This is a genomic window from Streptomyces sp. NPDC090106 (assembly GCF_044747265.1).
Lineage (GTDB): Bacteria > Actinomycetota > Actinomycetes > Streptomycetales > Streptomycetaceae > Streptomyces.
Genome location: NZ_JBIVDS010000003.1, coordinates 586,103 through 602,341 on the forward strand (window position 1 = coordinate 586,103; position 16,239 = coordinate 602,341).

17 protein-coding genes are annotated in these 16,239 nt (G+C 68.9%); 12 read left to right on the plus strand and 5 right to left on the minus strand.

Annotation, left to right across the window (positions count from 1 at the left end; translation table 11 throughout):
* Positions 1 to 102: 102 nt before the first annotated feature.
* Both ACIPSE_RS12545 and ACIPSE_RS12550 read right to left on the minus strand, forming a co-directional pair.
* Positions 103 to 243, minus strand: a complete 141-nt coding sequence (locus tag ACIPSE_RS12545; protein WP_401661153.1) for a hypothetical protein — start codon at positions 241 to 243, stop codon at positions 103 to 105.
* A 219-nt stretch (positions 244 to 462) separates the two neighbouring features.
* On the minus strand, positions 463 to 1,305 hold the full coding sequence (locus ACIPSE_RS12550; RefSeq protein WP_401661156.1) for a helix-turn-helix transcriptional regulator: 843 nt from the start codon (positions 1,303 to 1,305) through the stop codon (positions 463 to 465).
* A 105-nt stretch (positions 1,306 to 1,410) separates the two neighbouring features.
* On the opposite strand from ACIPSE_RS12550, the gene ACIPSE_RS12555 reads away from it, so the two are divergent.
* Positions 1,411 to 2,190, plus strand: a complete 780-nt coding sequence (locus ACIPSE_RS12555; RefSeq protein ID WP_401661730.1) for a phytanoyl-CoA dioxygenase family protein — start codon at positions 1,411 to 1,413, stop codon at positions 2,188 to 2,190.
* Positions 2,187 to 2,468 carry a hypothetical protein gene (locus ACIPSE_RS12560; RefSeq protein WP_401661158.1) on the plus strand — a complete coding sequence of 94 codons (282 nt, stop codon included), beginning with the start codon at positions 2,187 to 2,189 and terminating at the stop codon, positions 2,466 to 2,468. The genes ACIPSE_RS12555 and ACIPSE_RS12560 overlap by 4 nt, the downstream gene beginning before the upstream one ends.
* A 596-nt stretch (positions 2,469 to 3,064) precedes the next feature.
* Here the strand turns inward: ACIPSE_RS12560 and ACIPSE_RS12565 are convergent.
* Positions 3,065 to 3,571, minus strand: coding sequence for a hypothetical protein (locus tag ACIPSE_RS12565; RefSeq protein WP_401661161.1), 507 nt, complete (start codon positions 3,569 to 3,571; stop codon positions 3,065 to 3,067).
* Between the two features lie 800 nt (positions 3,572 to 4,371).
* On the opposite strand from ACIPSE_RS12565, the gene ACIPSE_RS12570 reads away from it, so the two are divergent.
* The 5 genes from ACIPSE_RS12570 (at position 4,372) to ACIPSE_RS12590 (ending at position 9,116) form a co-directional block, all read left to right on the plus strand.
* Complete coding sequence (locus ACIPSE_RS12570) at positions 4,372 to 4,767, plus strand: hypothetical protein (protein WP_401661163.1); 396 nt, start codon at positions 4,372 to 4,374, stop codon at positions 4,765 to 4,767.
* 245 nt (positions 4,768 to 5,012) lie between these two features.
* On the plus strand, positions 5,013 to 5,546 hold the full coding sequence (locus ACIPSE_RS12575) for a 2,4'-dihydroxyacetophenone dioxygenase family protein (protein WP_401661165.1): 534 nt from the start codon (positions 5,013 to 5,015) through the stop codon (positions 5,544 to 5,546).
* A 276-nt stretch (positions 5,547 to 5,822) separates the two neighbouring features.
* Positions 5,823 to 6,959: a sensor histidine kinase gene (locus ACIPSE_RS12580; RefSeq protein ID WP_401661733.1), complete on the plus strand. Its 1,137-nt coding sequence runs from the start codon at positions 5,823 to 5,825 to the stop codon at positions 6,957 to 6,959.
* Positions 6,904 to 7,611 (plus strand): response regulator, encoded by a 708-nt coding sequence (locus tag ACIPSE_RS12585; RefSeq protein WP_401661168.1) that lies wholly within the window; start codon positions 6,904 to 6,906, stop codon positions 7,609 to 7,611. The genes ACIPSE_RS12580 and ACIPSE_RS12585 overlap by 56 nt, the downstream gene beginning before the upstream one ends.
* Positions 7,612 to 7,832: 221 nt before the next feature.
* The gene (locus ACIPSE_RS12590) at positions 7,833 to 9,116 is read left to right on the plus strand and encodes a serine hydrolase domain-containing protein (RefSeq protein WP_401661171.1); all 1,284 of its coding nucleotides are present in this window, start codon (positions 7,833 to 7,835) and stop codon (positions 9,114 to 9,116) included.
* A gap of 123 nt (positions 9,117 to 9,239) precedes the next feature.
* On the opposite strand, the gene ACIPSE_RS12595 is transcribed toward ACIPSE_RS12590, so the two are convergent.
* Positions 9,240 to 9,977: an SDR family NAD(P)-dependent oxidoreductase gene (locus tag ACIPSE_RS12595; RefSeq protein ID WP_401661173.1), complete on the minus strand. Its 738-nt coding sequence runs from the start codon at positions 9,975 to 9,977 to the stop codon at positions 9,240 to 9,242.
* A gap of 84 nt (positions 9,978 to 10,061) precedes the next feature.
* Between ACIPSE_RS12595 and ACIPSE_RS12600 the strand changes: the two genes are divergently transcribed.
* The 3 genes from ACIPSE_RS12600 to ACIPSE_RS12610 all read left to right on the plus strand — a co-directional run bounded on the left by ACIPSE_RS12600 (position 10,062) and on the right by ACIPSE_RS12610 (position 13,014).
* Positions 10,062 to 10,715: a TetR/AcrR family transcriptional regulator gene (locus ACIPSE_RS12600; protein ID WP_401661176.1), complete on the plus strand. Its 654-nt coding sequence runs from the start codon at positions 10,062 to 10,064 to the stop codon at positions 10,713 to 10,715.
* 165 nt (positions 10,716 to 10,880) lie between these two features.
* The gene (locus ACIPSE_RS12605; RefSeq protein ID WP_401661178.1) at positions 10,881 to 11,153 is read left to right on the plus strand and encodes a hypothetical protein; all 273 of its coding nucleotides are present in this window, start codon (positions 10,881 to 10,883) and stop codon (positions 11,151 to 11,153) included.
* Between the two features lie 670 nt (positions 11,154 to 11,823).
* Positions 11,824 to 13,014 carry a beta-1,3-glucanase family protein gene (locus tag ACIPSE_RS12610; RefSeq protein WP_401661181.1) on the plus strand — a complete coding sequence of 397 codons (1,191 nt, stop codon included), beginning with the start codon at positions 11,824 to 11,826 and terminating at the stop codon, positions 13,012 to 13,014.
* A gap of 163 nt (positions 13,015 to 13,177) precedes the next feature.
* Here ACIPSE_RS12610 and ACIPSE_RS12615 read toward each other — a convergent pair whose 3' ends face one another.
* Positions 13,178 to 13,870, minus strand: coding sequence for a GntR family transcriptional regulator (locus tag ACIPSE_RS12615; RefSeq protein ID WP_401661184.1), 693 nt, complete (start codon positions 13,868 to 13,870; stop codon positions 13,178 to 13,180).
* 454 nt (positions 13,871 to 14,324) lie between these two features.
* Here ACIPSE_RS12615 and ACIPSE_RS12620 point away from each other — a divergent pair, with 454 nt between their 5' ends.
* Positions 14,325 to 15,371: a s-methyl-5-thioribose-1-phosphate isomerase gene (locus tag ACIPSE_RS12620; RefSeq protein ID WP_401661187.1), complete on the plus strand. Its 1,047-nt coding sequence runs from the start codon at positions 14,325 to 14,327 to the stop codon at positions 15,369 to 15,371.
* Positions 15,368 to 16,102, plus strand: coding sequence for a nucleoside phosphorylase (locus ACIPSE_RS12625; RefSeq protein WP_401661190.1), 735 nt, complete (start codon positions 15,368 to 15,370; stop codon positions 16,100 to 16,102). Before ACIPSE_RS12620 ends, ACIPSE_RS12625 begins: the two co-directional genes overlap by 4 nt.
* Positions 16,103 to 16,239: the final 137 nt, after the last annotated feature.

Consider the following 16,239-nt stretch of genomic DNA (forward strand, 5'->3'; position numbering starts at 1 on the left):
CCGAACTCGCGCCGACGCGAGCGCTGACGCCGGGGCGCGAGGCACATGTCACCGCGGTGGGGCGGGAGGTCACGGGCTTCCCGCCCCACCGCGGCTGGTGTGTCAGGGGGTGGCTTGGTTGCCGCCGTTGTTGAGCCATGCGCGGGTGGAACGGTCGGTGGCCTCGACGACGAGGTGGTCGTCGAGGCCGTCGCCGTCGCCGTCGACTTGCCCGGGTGAGCGGCGACCTCCGCGTTCTCCCACCGGATCGCCGCGACCGTGTGGCGGACATCTCGGCCCCGAAGACGGCCCTGACCGCCGACAGTGCGAGGTGGCCCGGTTGTCAACTCCCATGAGGTGCAGGCTGGTTAAGTGAAGGTGATCGTCGCGAAGCGCCGTTTGCTCCGGAGCACGGCACGCCGAAGCCGACAGGCGCGGGATCGGTCCTGCGTCGTCCGTCGGGCATACGACCGGTCGGTGTGCCTAGCTACCTGACGCGCCGGAACTCCGCTCGGCGGCTGTTCCGCGCCCGGCCGTGACCGGTGTGCGGGGTGTGGCCGGGGTGCCGGGGCCACGCAGAACCCTTGGTGCGGCGCCCAGTTCGCGTCGGCAGGCCTTGTTGAAGGCCTGGAGGTCGGGGATTCCGACCGACGCGGCGATCGCGGGGATGGACAGGGTGGAGGCGCTCAGGAGGTGGCGCGCGCGTTGCATCCTGCGCTTGCGGATGTGGGCGACGACCGTGTTCCCGGTCTCGCTGCGGAAAAGCCGGGTGAGATGGTTGTGGGACACGCCGACGGTACGGGCGATGTCGGGCACCACCAGCGAGGTCGCCAGGTGCGCCTCGATGTGGGCGATCGCCGCCGCCACCGCCGGGTGGCGGTCCCTGTCGGGGGCCGGGGCCAGGGCGGTGATCCGCCACAGGGCCGTCCAGATCTCGGCGCGGGTGTGATCGGGCCTGCTGGGAAACGCGGCGATGGCCCGCGACAGCAGGTCTGCCAGGAGGGGGAAGTCCGGGCCGGTGTCCTGGATGACGGGGATCCTGTGGGGTACGCCGGCCGCTTCGATGAGCAGGTGGGCGTAGAGATGCTCGGAGCGGCCTTGGTAGCGGTAGTGCACCGTCGCGCCCGGCGGCACCAGGCTGACCCTGCCGGGCCTGACGAGGTGGGTCGTGCCCTCGACGGTCAGTTCGGCGTCGTACCGGTAGAGGTGCAGTTGCCACAGCCGGGGGAGCCTGAAGACGTCGGTCGGTGAGACGACCCCGTGCACCCCGACGCCCATGTTGACGACGACGGGAGGCCGGCCGAGAGGGACCTCCGTCTCACGCATGGTGAGAAATTACCAGCAGTGGTGATCGCAGCCAATGCCGCACGGCCCCGCCCGGCTCCTACGTTGGGGCACGTGACCGATACCAAACTCCTGAGTTCTGTGCAGATGGCGCACTTCGTGTCGCACGGTTCGCTGCGGCTCGACGCGGTGGTGCCGCCCGAACTGAACGCCGTGGGAATCGAGACGCTGAGCCAAGGCGTCCCCGACGTCCCCTACGGCAGCACTGTGCCGAGCGCCTATCCGGCGGGGTCGTTCGCCCGGCGGCTGCTGGAGATCCCCGAAGTGGCCGGAGCGCTGCGAAGCCTCGTCGGACCGGACCCTCACGTCGATCACCACGCCGTCCACATCCGGGAGCCCCGCGAGGGGCAGGCCCAGCCCCTGCACGGCGACGCGATCATCGACGTCCGCACCGACGCCTTCGACGTCCAGCTCATGTACTACCCGCAGGACGTCACGCTCGACATGGGCGGAACGCTCAGCGTGCCGGGCAGCCATCTGCGTCGTACGAACGAGTCCGACACCGGCCGCTACCAGAATCTGCGGGGGCAGAGCCGGCTCGTGTGCCCCGCCGGCACCGTGGTGTTTCTGCACCATGGCCTGTGGCATGGCGGGCGGCGCAACGACAGCGATGTGGTGCGCTACATGTTCAAGATCCGGTTCAATCCCACGGTCCGCCAGCTCGGGCTCTGGGACATGTCCGACCTGGACGATCCCCGCGTACGCGCGGAACTCTCGACATCCTTCCCCTGGTACGAGCAGGCCACCGGGCGCCTGGAGGTCTACAACCGCGTCCTGCTGTGGCGCGCCCTCACCGGGGACGACTCGTTCGATCTCGACCACTGGGTGTCCCGCGTCTCCAACCGCCCCGCAGGGAGGGCCGCATGAGCGTGCGTCAGCAGGTACTGGTGCTCTACCTCAACAACTCGGCCCTGGACTCGGAGGTCGTGGGCTGGTCCGTCTACGACGGCACGGGGAGCACGTCCCCCACGACGGGCGACAGCGACGAACCGCCGTACAAGTCCGGCGTGCACGCGCTGGAGGACGGCTGGCGCCTCTTCCAGGCGGCCCAGCTCATCCCGCCGTATCCGGGGCACGAGTACGACGTCTCCTTCCTCAAGCACGAGTTCTTCTTCGAGAAGCTCATCGACACGAGGGCTGGCTGACACTCCGGAACCAGGGTGACCGGTCACCGCCGCGTGGTGTTCACGGCTCAGGGAGAGGACGACACCACGCGTCTTCCTGAGTCCGCGGAGGCCGGACACCTCGCAGGTCGATGGCTCGGTCGGGAAGACGACTTCCGCTCACGGGGCGGGCTTTCGCGGACGGTGTCGGGTCTGGAAGCCGAAGACGAGTCCTGCCAGGGCGACCAGGACCACCACCGCGATGACGCCGGGGCCTCCGCCAGGTCGTCCAGGTGTCCGCGAGGCCGTCCCAGAAGCCCCTGTCCGGAGGGCTGGCAGAGCCACCGAGCCAGAGAGAGCCGTCGGCCGCGGTGACCTGGCGGTCGAGTGAGTCCCGGGCGGACTGGGCGACATGCGGGTAACGCCTGGCCATCTCCGCCGCGTCGACCGGGGTCAGGACGACACGGCGGAGGCCTGCTCCCTCCACCGCGTACCGCTCGACGCGAGTGACCGCACCGTCGTGGCTCTCGCGCGTGATGTCGAACTCCTTGTTGCGGTAGGCGTCGAAGACGTCCTGAAGGGCGAGGCAGCGGATGGGACGACAGTCAGCGGACGGTCGACAGACCTGTAGGGCTTGATCAGGGCTGGCGAGGTATCGCGGCCAGGCCCAGTTCTGTGCGGACGGCGTTGATGAAGTCCTGCTCCGCTGACCATAGGCGTTCGAAGGCATGTGAGGGGATGTCGGCTTCTGACAGTGTTGCCCGTGCCGCAGCGACCTCACGTGCGCAGTTGACGAAAGAGACTCCAGCTCGAACGGTTTGAGGCCGCTCGGCGACCAGGCGCATGGCCGTGAATCCGGCTTCCAGAGCCTCCTTGTAGGGCCTGCCAGCTTCATTGAAGAACGGCATCAGCCGACCGGGTTCCCGAGGATGAGGGACCGCCGTGACGGATGCTTCTGGATCAAGGGCGTAGGCGACGTAACGCCGGTTGGCCGCCAGGAACTCGTTGCACGCAGACAGACGGATGTCGCGCCACTGGCGCAGGTGCTCTCGCTTCCACATGCGGTCTTGGTTGCGTAGTGAGAGCCAGCCGCCCAGCGCGACGCCGACGAGGGCCACCAGAGCAGTGAAGACGGATGTCGTCATGCTTCCTCCTGCGATGTCGCTGACTGCGATCCGTACATTCTTGGGCTAGCGACAACAGGAGCTCCACCGGGGGATATTTCGGCACGTGCTGTCGTCACGGGTTCGGTGGCAGGGTGCTCAGGTCCAGGTTGTCGGCGGGCTGGGGAGGGTGGATCTGCAGTGGCTTGTCCGCGACCCGCTCTCCTACGTGACCGATTCCGTCTCCTGCAGTCCGCGGCGGCTTGCTGACTGAGCATTCAAGGAGTGGTCGTGGCCCGTTGTTCAGCCTCCGTGAGAATTCCGGCGGGAAGGGGAAATTGCCGGTTGGCGTTCTGGCAACGGTGTCGATCCCGGCGTGAGCGTCACGGAGGGGGGGAGCCTGGCGTGCGCGGGGCAGGCGTGTGGGGCGGCGATGTCAAGTGCGCTGTCACGCGCGAAGAGTGGCCGCTCCCATTTTGGTCAGGCGAGGTCTGTCAGCTCCTTGTCTCGCCGGCTCCAGCAACTGCAACTTGCGCTCATGCCGATTACGCAGTGCGGTGCGGACGTTGTCGGCCACCCACGCGAAGCCACCCGTCCAAAAGACGATGAGAACCCACCAGAACCAGTCCACCCGCTGTCGCCTCCCCCCTGTGACGCCGTGGTCCGGCACAGAAGGCTCATCGGAAGGGTGCTCGCATTGCCGCGCAGCTCCAAGGCGATGTACGTGATGTTCAGGTGGGGAGAATCGCCTTGAGCCCGCTTTGGCTCGTATTTATCCAATAACCCCATCTGGCTGACTTGTGCCTCCTGAAGCTCACGCTCCACCAGCAGGCTGCTGCGCCATGAACGCACTCAAGCGAATCGCCGCCCTCGGTACAGCAGTTGCCGCCGTCGCCGTGGCCGCACTGGCCGCGGCTCCCACTGCCTCCGCCGACTCCGCCAACGGATGCGTGTACCCCCGCGTCTGCTTCTACCTCACCGACAGCGACTGGAACAGCGCGAGTCCCACAGCCGCGTTCCAGGACGTCACCACGTCCTACCAGACGCTCGGCTCCAGGAGCCGAGGGGCGGACTGGGTACGGAACACCCGCAACGACGACCGTGCGTACCTCCGATACATCCGCCTCAGCACCGGCGCGACCGAATACCTCTGCGTCCTGCCGAACCAGACCGCCTACTTCTCCTCGGCGTACACCGTGACCGGCATCAGGATCGACACCGCGGCCACCTGTCCCTGAGTCCACCCACGAGCGCTGGAAGAGCCCGGACCGTGTGCGCACGGCCGGGCTCGCGCCGCGAGGTCGCTCTGGCTGCGGGCTCACGGGTGCGGGGCCGAGTACCCGGGTCCTGCGCTGCGTTCCGCAGAGCAGCACACGCGCCTTGCGCCGGCGTCGCGGCAGCAGCATCGTGAAGGCGCCGGAGCACTCCGTTGCCGCACGGCAGAGCGTAGCCGTCCTACTGGAACGGAACACAGGAGCGCACCATGCCCGACTCCCCAGGTGCCGAGTTCTGGAGACATCTCAAGCCGATCGAGGACTCCCGTCGCCCGGACGCGCTGCCCGAAGTCCACCTCGCACAGGCGGCCACCGACGACGACCGCTACTACGTCCCCTTCACCGAGACCGTCGGTTCACGCCCTCTGTGGATCAACGTGAAGGACAACTCCTGGGCGGACATCCTGCGCGCCAAGGAGGCCGGACTGGTCAACCGCCACTATCACCCGCACGAGGTCTTCGCGTACACGATCTCCGGCAAGTGGGGCTATCTGGAACGCCCTTGGACGGCCCAGGCCGGAGACTTCGTCTACGAGTCGCCGGGCGAGGGCCACACGCTGGTGGCCTACAACAGCGGCGAGCCGATGAAGGTGTTCTTCATCGTCAAGGGACCGCTGATCTGGCTGGACGAGAACGGCCGGCCCGACGGCTGCTTCGACGTCCACGACTATCTCGCCCTGTGCCGCTCGCACTATGACGCCGTCGGTATAGGGGCCGACCGGGTCGACGCGTTGCTGCGGTGACCGGGCGCGCGGACGGTTGCCGCGTGGACGGTTGCCTCGTGGAAGCCGTCGACGGGCCGCGTCCATCTGCCGCGGCAGCACGTGGGTTGGCGTTCATCCGAAGGCTGTGCGTTCGCGCAGTGCGCTTCCAGCCCATGTGGGGATCCCACGATCCCATGTCGGAGGCGTAGGTGGCTCTTTGGAGTGACGCGAACCGGTGCGCGGAGCCCTAGCGTGTGTCGGATGAGAGCGGTTGGCGGTAGATGGTCCGGGCGGGGTGGCGATGCCGGGTTGGTCGTGCTGACGCTCGTTCCGGCCTTGTTGCTGCAACCGTACGCGGATCCCTCCGGGGCGGCATGGGTCTGTCTGCTGGGCTACGAGGCCGTGAGCGTGGTGGTGTTGACGTTGCGGCGACGGGTGCCGGCCACCGCTTTCGTCGTGTGTTTCGGGGCGCTCATGGTGGCGCTCGTGGCGGGCGCGGCTGTCGAGGCCAAACTGTCCCCGCTGGCGTTCCTGCCGCTCGCGGTACTGCTCCACAACATGGGCGGGCACTGCACGAGTTGGAAGCGGACAGTGCTGGCCGTGTCCGGGGCGGCAGTGCTGTTCGCGGTCGGTGTGTGGGCGAACCGGATGACGACTGATTCCGCCGAGTTCCGGGGCGGCCTGGACGTTCTCGCCGTGCTTGCCCCGATGCCTTTGGCGTGGGTGACGGGGTTCGTCGCGCGTACGCGGCAGACGCTGCTTGCCGCGGCCGAGCAGCGGGCGGCCGACGCCGGCCGGGCACGGGCCCTGGAGGCGGCTCAGGCCGCCCGGCGCGAGCGCATGCGGATCGCGGGCGAGATGCATGACGTGGTCGCGCACTCGCTCACCTCGCTCGTCATGCACGCGGAGGTACTGCGGGCCCGCGGCGGCGAGTTGCCGGACTGGGCCCGCGTCCAGGCCGACGGCCTGGCGGCGGCCGGCCGGCAGAGCAGTGGCGAGTTGCGCGACCTGCTGCGTATGCTGCGCGATCCCGCGGACGCGATCCCGCTCGACCCGGCTCCAGGGCTGGGTGCACTGGACGCGTTGCTGGACGGCCACCGTGCCGCAGGAGGAACAGTCGAAGTGTGGACGAACGTCGTACTGGACACGCTCCCGAGCCCGGTGCAGATGGCGGGATACCGCGTCATACAGGAGGCGTTGGTCAACGCTCGCCGTCATGCCCCGGGCGCGCCGGTCCGGCTCACGCTCGACCAGTCCGCCGACGAACTGCGGTGCGAGATCGTGAACGGGCACGGGACGCAGCAGGGTGCAGCCGGTGCGGGGGTCGGACTGGGCCTGATCCGTATGCGCGAACGCGTGGGTGCGCTGCGCGGAGAGCTGGAGACGGGGCCTACCGATGACGACGGCTTCCGCGTCGTGGCCACGATGCCTCTGGAGAACGCAGGTGTCTGAGCCGATCAGGGTGCTGCTGGCCGACGACAAGCCGATCGTCCGTGCCGGCCTGACGGCCATCCTGACCACGCAGACCGATCTCGCCGTGGTCGGCACCGCGAACGATGGCGAGGAAGCGGTCGAGGCCTGTGCGCGATTACGGCCGGACGTGCTGCTGATGGACATCCGCATGCCCCGCCGCGACGGACTCTGGGCGCTGGCCGAGCTGGGCCGCCGGGGACTGCTAGGGCCGGGGCGCAGCCGGGTCCTCATGCTCACGACGTTCGACCTGGACGAGTACGTGGACGAGGCGCTCGCCGCCGGAGCGTCCGGGTTTCTGCTGAAGAACAGTTCGTACGAGGAGATGACCGGGGCGGTGCGTGCTGTCGCGGCGGGCCACAGCGCCCTGAGCCCTGTGGTGACCCGGCGCATCATCGAGGGGTATCTCAACGGCCGCCCCAGTGACCAGGAGCTGGCTCGTCTGAACGAGCTCACCGACCGGGAGCGCGATGTCCTGCGGCTGATCGGGGACGGACTGAGCAACGCCGAGATCGCCGACCGGCTCGTCGTCAGCCTGCACACGGTGAAGACGCACGTCAGCCGCGTGCTCATGAAGACAGGCTGCCAGAGCCGGGCCAGGGCGGCGGTCCTGGCCCGGAACACGCTGGCCTGACCGACCGCGATCGACGAGCCGTTCAACGCACCCGCACCCTTCGAAGTCACTCCTTGGAATGACTCGGCGCCCACGGGATGCCCGCCTTCGACCGATGCCATGGGCTGCCGCCCGCTGGCTGAATGGTCCCTGTGCGCGAGCCGCACTGATGAGCGGTACAACGGGCCCCCTCTCGGGCGGTCGCCGCACTCCGCAGTTGTCCTCCATCGAAGGGAACCACCATGTTCGCCCACAGGTCGTCTCGCCGCTCCCGGATCGCGCGTGGAGCGCTCGCCCTGGGGCTGGTGACGTGCACGAGTGCCATGCTCATGGGCTGCTCCCAGCCCTCGGCGCACGCGGCCGACGCGGGGAACTCGGCGGCAACGTCGGCCGACCGGCGGTTGGCCGTCCTCGCGCAGACGGCGGCCGACACGGGCTCCTTGGGTGTCATCGTCCGCGTCGACAACGGCACGGGGACGGCCGTGGAGATCGCCCGGCAGGCCGCCTGGACGAAGGCCGATCACCGCCTCGCGGCGGGCGACCTGTTCAGGGTCGGGTCCAACACGAAGCCGCTCACCGCCACCCTCGTGCTCCAGCAGGTCGCCGACGGCAGGATCGGCCTCGACGACACGGTGGAGAAGTGGCTGCCCGGCTTGGTCGGGGGCGGCGACGACATCACCGTACGCATGCTGCTCAACCACACCAGCGGTCTGGGCGACTTCCTCCTGACACCCGAGTTCCTGGGCTCTCTGATGGGCCAGGAACAGCGCACCTGGACGCCTGAGGAGCTACTCGCCATCACTCCCGAGCAGGACCCGCCCACCGCACCCGGCGAGCACTACTCCTACAGCAACACCAACTACGAGGCCCTCGGGCTGATCCTGGAGAAGGCCACCGGCAGGAGTCTGTCGAAGCTGATCGAGGAGAAGATCACCAAGCCCCTGGGCATGAAGAACACCTACCTGGCCACGAACGCAGCCTGGCCCGCGCGCAAGCAGCACGTGACCGGCTACGAGCCGGACGCCGAGCGCCTCAAGGAGATCCTCTCCGGGGTCACGGACCTGCCCGACGGCGTCGGATTCGCCGGTCCCGAACGCCCCGACGACAACGTCGAGACGTCCGCCATCGACCCGAGCTGGTCCTGGGCGGCCGGCGGCATGGTGTCCACCGCACATGACTGGCAGAAGTTCCTCAGCGCGTTGATGTCCGGCCGACTCGTCCCCGAAGCCCAGATGAAGGAGATGCGCACGACCGTGGACGCGCCCGAGGAACGCGGGCGTTACGGACTCGGCCTGATGCAGGTGAGCACTCCCTGCGGCACCGTCTGGGGACACACCGGCGGCCTGCCCGGGTACTCCAGCGAGATCTACTCCGATGCCGACGGCCGGCGCAGCGTCGCCGTCCTGACGAGCACGAACTTCGGCATCAAGGAAGAAGCAGCCGCAGCGGCTAACAAGGACCTCACGGACGCCGCGATCTGCCAGATGCTGGGCAAGCCACAGCCCTCGGAGAGCCCGGCCGGATGACGACGGGGCCGGTTGTGTCAGGAGCGGGGGAGACCCGCTCCTGACACCACCAGCCGCTCCGAAGAGGCACACCTCAAGACGTCCGAAGGCACACACCGGAAGAGGAGTGCGGCAGGCCGGCGCTCAGGCGCGGGTGTAGCCGCCGTCGGCGAAGAGTTCGGCGCCGGTGACGAACGAGGAGGCGTCGGAGGCCAGGAAGAGGGCGGCCTCGGCGATCTCCTCGGCGTCGGCCAGCCGTCCCAGCGGCACGACGGCTTCGGCGAACTGATCGACGTCGGGTCCCGCGGCGCCGATCAGGCCGGGGGTCCGCGTGGGCCCGGGGCTGAGCACGTTGACCCGGAACCGGCGGTCGCGCGACTGGCGGGCCCAGTTGTGCACGAGGTTGCTCAACGCCGCTTTCGAGGCGCTGTAGACCTCGAGGTGCTCATTGGGCCGCAGGCTGTTGCTCGAGCCGATGACCAGGACAGAAGCGTTCTCCGTCAGAAGCGGGAGCGCCTTCTGGACGGTGAACAGGGGGCCCTTGATGTTGACGGCGAGCGTGAGGTCGACGTTCGCCTCGGTGTGGGAGCCGAGCGCGGCGTCCGCGACGACCCCCGCGTTGGCCACGAGCACGTCGATGCGCCCGGCCTCCTCGCGGACCCGCTCGTAGAGCGCGTCCAGGTCGGCCAGGACCGATACGTCGGACCGCACGCCGGTGGCCGAGGGGCCCAGGTCCTTGACTGCCGCTTCGAGGCGGCCTGTGTCCCGGCCGGTCACGAAGACCCGCGCGCCCTCCCGGACGAAGCGGTGGGCGATGGCCAGCCCGATCCCGCTGGACCCTCCGGTGACCACGGCCACCTTCTCCTTCAGCACGCCTGACATGGTGAACCCCTTCATTTCTGGAACGGATCGTCCATAACGTAAGGAGTAATGGACGATCGAGTCAAGAATGAATATCCTGGGGGCATGCCGAGACCACGCGCATTCGACGAACGTCACGTCCTGGAGCAGGCCCGGGAACAGTTCTGGGCGACCGGCTACGCCGGAACCCGGATGGACGACATCGCCCAGGCGACGGGCCTGGGCAAGGGCAGCCTGTACGGCGCGTTCGGTGACAAGGGCAAACTGTTCCACCGTGTGTTCGGAGACTGGTGCGCCGCGGTCGTCGAGGTCGCCGAAGGGCGGCTGACGGGCGGACCGGATTCCGAGGCCATGGCCCGGATCTCGGAATACGTGCACCTCATGGCCGAGAACACCGCCTCCGACACCGAGCGCCGGGGCTGTCTGCTGGCCAAGGGCGCGGCCGAGCTGGCCCAGCAGGATCCGACGGTGGCCGCACGGTCCGCCGAGACCATGACGGCACTGCTCACCCTGCTCCGGACGGAGATCAGCGCCGCCCAGCGCCACGGCGACATCGACAGCACAGCCGATCCTGAGAGCTTGGCCGCGCTGCTGCTGACCGTTGTCCGCGGTATCGAGGCGGTGGGCAAGGCCGGCCTGCCCCCTGACACCCTGCGGAACATCGCGGACACCGCACTGGCCGTCCTGCCCAGGCCTGAAGAGGGTCGCAGGTTCCTGAGGGCTGGTCTTGATCGGCGGAGCGGAACCCCATCGAGTTGAGCGTGACGTTCGGTTCCCTCTCGAGCCGTTCACCGGTGAACCGCTGCCCGTGATCGGTGCGCTTCCGCGCCGGAGCCGGTGCGGGATTTTTCGGGTGGCCAAGTCGCAGGGCTGGCGGGGAGCTTCGCGCTGCATATCCTGACAGTCATAAAGGAGGGGCGTCGCGTGATCTTCCGGTTCACGGCGAGCGATCTGTGGCTGCTGCTGGGCGCATTGGGTGGGCTGGCGCTGGCGATCACCTGCTTGGCCCTGAGTGTCCATGCACTCGTCCATGGGCGGATGCCCGGCCGTCCGTTGCAGCGGGCCGTGCGGTTTCCTCGCTTGTGGGGCGCCGGGGTGCTGCTGGCCGTATTCGCTCTTGGCCGTCACTCAACTTGGCTTCTCGCGGGCGCCGTTGGCATCGTCATCTTTGGGCACGTCGTGAAACGTGCCCGCTGACGAGGATCCGCTACCGATCCGCCACTATGGCTGGCGCGGCGGCTCGTGCCTCAACTAGAGCGGTGCTGACCGGCAGTTCGGTGAGGCACCCACAGTGCATCGTGCCCTCCGCGGTGAGGACGCTGTGGCGCCAGCCTTCGGACGTTGCGAGCAGGGCGATGCTCTTCGGCGTACCAAAGGGAGGTCACCGCCTCTTCCCCTACTTCCGTCTCGCCATGGAGCCATCCAACCCGGTCGGCGGTCCGGCGGTTCTGGCGGGTGCGACTTCAGATGCCCTGCGGCGGGGACGGACGCTCGCTGCGGGACGGCCGGCCACCTTAAGCATGGTTTAAACACGCCTTAAACATTCCTCGCTCTTCGACCCCGTTCCAAGTACCAGCAGGTCAGGCCCATTTGGGGCTCAGCATTCCGGTTGGCGCGACCGGTGTTCGTGCGTATCGTCATGGCCCACCAGCGGCGCCCGGCGCGCAACTGAGAGCGCTCTCAGTCCTTCGCCCGCCCGTGCGCTCCTGCGCACCGCCCGCCCCTCGACGACGACCCCGCCGGCCCACCTTCCCCGAACCTCAACCCCGCCCCCGGACCCCCGCCCCCAGCGAACCCCCGACCCACCCTCCCCCAACCCCGCCCCCGAGAGCCCCCGGCTCCGAGGCCGGATCCCAGAGGAGTACGCATGAGCCCCCGTCACCAGCGCGACCTGACCCGCCGCAAGATGCTCTTCGCCCTGGGCGGTGCGGCCGTCGCCGTTCCGGCGATCGCGGCCGTCGCGCCGTACGCCCTGGCCGACCAGGAGAGCGCCTCCGCGAGTGGCTCGCTCCCGGTGACCGTCGTGAACAACAGCGGATCGTTCGACAACGCCTCCGTGCATCTGTACGTCGTCGGCAACCTGGACGGCAACCAGGTCCGGCTCACCGCGGACGGCGGCCTCGCCCCCATCTCCCTGGCGGACAACGGGGCCGACGGCTTCACCGACTACGCCATACCTCTGGCGAGCAGCGGCGCGACGACGCTGTCCCTGCCGTACATGTCGGGCCGTATCTACGTCTCGCTCGGCGACAAGCTCAAGTTCAAGGCCGTCACCGACGGCAACGGCAACGCGGCCCTGCAGTATCCGGCCGGGTGGGTCACCTCGGACCCCAGCTACGGCGTCCTGCACGACTGTGCCGAGTTCACCCACAACGCGGCCGGCATGTTCTGCAACACCACGATGGTCGACATGTTCAGCGTGCCGATGAACATCCGGCTCACCGGCGGCCAGGACCAGACCACGGGAACCCTGCTCGACGGCGGGCGCGCCGCCGCCTTCGCCGCGGTCAAGGCGGTCGAGGAGTTCGCACCGCTGGTCGTGGACGACACCCGCATCATCGCTCCCGGCCACGGCCTGGACGCGGGCCTCTTCGCCGCCGACTACTTCGCCCCGTACATCGACGAGGTGTGGAGCACGTACACCGGCAAGGACCTCACCGTCACGACCAACGCCGGAACCTTCACCGGCCGGGTGCGCGCCGACCAGTTCGTCTTCGACGGTCCGGCGTCCGTGTCCTTCGCCAAGCCCTCGACCCGTGACGTCCTCTTCTGCGACGGGAACCTCGCCGCGCCCAACGACGGCACCACCGGTCCCGTCGCAGCCGTCCTGGGCGCGGGCTTCAACCGCTCCACGCTGCTCACGGACACCACCCAGCCCGCGACCGACGCCGCCGCCTTCTACCAGGGCGACCTGACCAACCACTACGCGAAGGCGATCCACGCGGCGACCAAGGACGGCAGGGCCTACGGCTTCGCCTTCGACGACGTGGCGGACTTCGCCTCGTACATCCAGGACACCCAGCCGACCGGTTTCACGCTCACGCTGTCCCCGTTCTGACAATTGCCCGTATCGAACCGGACCGGCACGCTCCTCGCCACCACGCCCCCCGGCGGTGAGGAGCGTGCCGGTCCGCGTCGCATCGTGTCGAGTCGGCGCGGCGTCCGTGGCGTGAAGGCGTACGCCGCCACAGCCGAACGCCTACTGATTGATTCCCGACCTCCTAGCTGCGCCGGATGAGGCGGAACTGGAAGCGGTCCTGCACGAAATGCGTGCGCGACCAGGTGATGCACGTTCCGGTGGGCAGGGACTGCGTCTGTTCGAGGCGCAGGTAGACGGGCGGGTTCGGGCGGTTCTTGCCCCAGCCGACGTTCTCGTCGAGCACGGCTCGTACATCCGCCGACGCCTGGTCCGGCAGCAGGCCGTGCGGTTCGAGGAACTCGAAGATCGACCCCGCCACGGAGTCGAAGTCCGTCCCCACGGGGAACAGATCGGTGGCGATCAGGCCTTCCTCGAACGCGACCGGCTGTCCGTCGGTCACGAACGAGCGTTCGTAGGCCAGGACCGGGGGCGGCGTGTCGCGCTGGAGTCGGAGCGTCTCCTCGTCGGTCGCCGAGCGGATCTCTCTGCTGCGGTAGACGACTTCGCAGTGGTGGCCCTGCTCGGCGATGATCTGGCTGGTCGACCGCAGCTCCTGGAGCCCGGAGCGGATCGCCCCGCCGAGTTCGGTGACGAACGTGCCGGCGCCGTGGCGCACCCGGATCAGTCCGGCCTCCTGCAGTTTCTGCATGGCGACGCGTACCGTCGGGCGGCTCACCCCGTACTCGTTCGCGAAATCCTGTTCCGAGGGCAGGCGGCTGCCGGCCGCCCACTCGCTGTCGGTGATGCGCTCGCGCAGTTGCTCCGCGAGTTGCATGGGCAGCGTCCTGGTGTCCCGACGCAGTGACCGCCCCAAGATGTTCCCTCCCGGACCCCGGTCGGGATCCACCCTGATGATGTGTCCGGAGCATACCGAAGCCCGAGAAGACGCAAGACGTCAGACGACATGTCTTTGTGTCGAGCGGAGCGTGCCGGACGCGTGGCCGGGGGAGCGGGCGCGTTCTCGGCGGTGTGACCGTAAGCGCGAAGAATCGCAGGTGGGGGAGTGTGCGGCGCATCGGTCCGACCGCGTCGCGCTGCTGGTGTGCGGTGATGCCTCCGGGGGCGTGGAGGGAGGCCGTGGGCCTCTGCGGGTGGCCGCGCGGTCGAGGTGTCGGCCGTTCTTCCTGTTCCTGAGGCCTTGACGCGGGGTGGTGGGGCGGGTCAATGTCATCCCCACGAAAGACGCAAGACGTTTTACGTCTGTCGTCTAACAGTCTGAGGAGTACGACGTGCAGACACCGATCGAAGTGCCTGTGCCCACGCTGATCGCACAGAGCGTCCTGATCGAGCCGGACTCGGTCCGCATCCTCGATCGCCGGGTGTTCCCGTTCGAGCGGAGCTGGGTGGAGTGCCGGTCCTACGAGGACGTGGCCGTGGCCATCGAGGACATGGTCACGCAGAGCAGCGGTCCGCTGTTCGCCGCCGCCGGAGGCATGACCCTGGCGGCGCGCGTGGCGGACGGACTGGTGGCGCGTGAGCGCGCCCCGTACCTGCTGGCCGCGGCCGACCGGCTCCGGGCGGCGCGACCGACCAACAACGGCATCCGCGAGGCGGTCGACGCGCTGCTGGCCACCGCCGACCCGCTCCTGGTCCAGGACCGGCCGATCTCCGACGCCGTCGAGAGGGAGGCCGTCGCGGTGGGGGAGCGCTATCTGGCGCGCAGCCGACGCCTCGGCGCGACAGCCGCCGAGATGCTCTCCGACGGCGACACGGTCCTCACCCACTGCTGGGGCGAGTCCTATGTGACCGAGACCGTCGCGGCGGCCCTGCGCGCCGGCAAGCGCCTGAAGATGGTGTGCACCGAGACCCGGCCCTACCTCCAGGGCGCCCGGCTGACCTCGGAGTCCCTGGCAGAGATGGGCGTGGAGACGTCGGTGATCACCGACGGCATGGCGGCGGACCTGATGAGCCGGGGCGTGATCACCAAGTTCATCAGCGCCGCGGACCGGGTCACCATGGACGGCCACGTGATCAACAAGGTGGGCACGCTCCAGATCGCCATCGCCGCGCACGCGTTCAACGTGCCCTACATCGCTCTCGTGCAGGCCCCCGACCTCTTGGCGCCGACCCCCGCGGCGGTGCCGATGGAGTACCGCGACGGCGAGGAGGTGCTCCACACCCTCGGGCAGCGGACCGGGTCGACCCGGGTCGCCGGCATCTACCCGGCGTTCGACGTCACACCACCGCGCTACATCAGCACCGTGGCCACCGACCGGGGCCGGTTCTCGCCCCGGGACCTCGCCTCCTACTACACCTTCGAGGAGTCCGGAAAGTGACCACTGCGGACATTCTGCCGATCACCAAGCTGCCCCGCGGCAAGGTGCCCACACGCGCCCTGGTCGTCGGTGACCCCGCGCGCGCCGAGCGCATAGCGGGCATGCTCGACAAGGCGCAGGAGATCGCGCGGAACCGGGAGTACGCGTCGTTCGAGGGGTCCTGGAAGGGCGTGAGCGTCCTGGTCTCCTCGCACGGGGTGGGCGGCCCGGGCGCCATCTGCCAGTTCCAGGAACTGATCGACGCCGGAGCCGACACGATCCTGCGTCTGGGCACCGCCGGAGCGATGGTTCCCGGACTGGGCGACGGCGACCTGGTCATCGCGGAGGCGGCCGTGCGCGACGACGGTGTGACCCAGCAACTGCTGCCGCCCGAGTACCCCTCCTTCGCCACCCCCGAGGTCGTCTGCGGACTCACCGCGACCGCGGAGCGGCTCGGCCTCGCCTACCGGCGCGGCGTCGTCTGGACCCGCGCGGCCTTCTACCCGGCCATGGTCCACCTGCCGTTGAAGGAATACGCCCGGCAGGGCGTGCTCGCCATCGAGATGGAACTGTCGGCCCTGCTGGTCATGGCGCAGAGCCGAGGCATCCGCAGCGGCGGGGTCCTGGTCATCGACGGAGCCGCCGCGGACGACCTCGTCGACACGACGGGGTACGACCCCCACCGGGCCGTCGTCGCGGAAGGCGTGGAACGCGCGATCACGCTCTCGCTCGACGCCCTGGTCGAACTCTGACGCCGCTCGCGCAGCCGACCGCAGTACAAGACGCGCACACCTACTGACTGAGACTCCTTCCCGCACACACCTGCTTCCCGAGGTTTCTACCCCCGCACACACCTGCTTTCCGAGTTTTCCACCCCCACGCACACCTG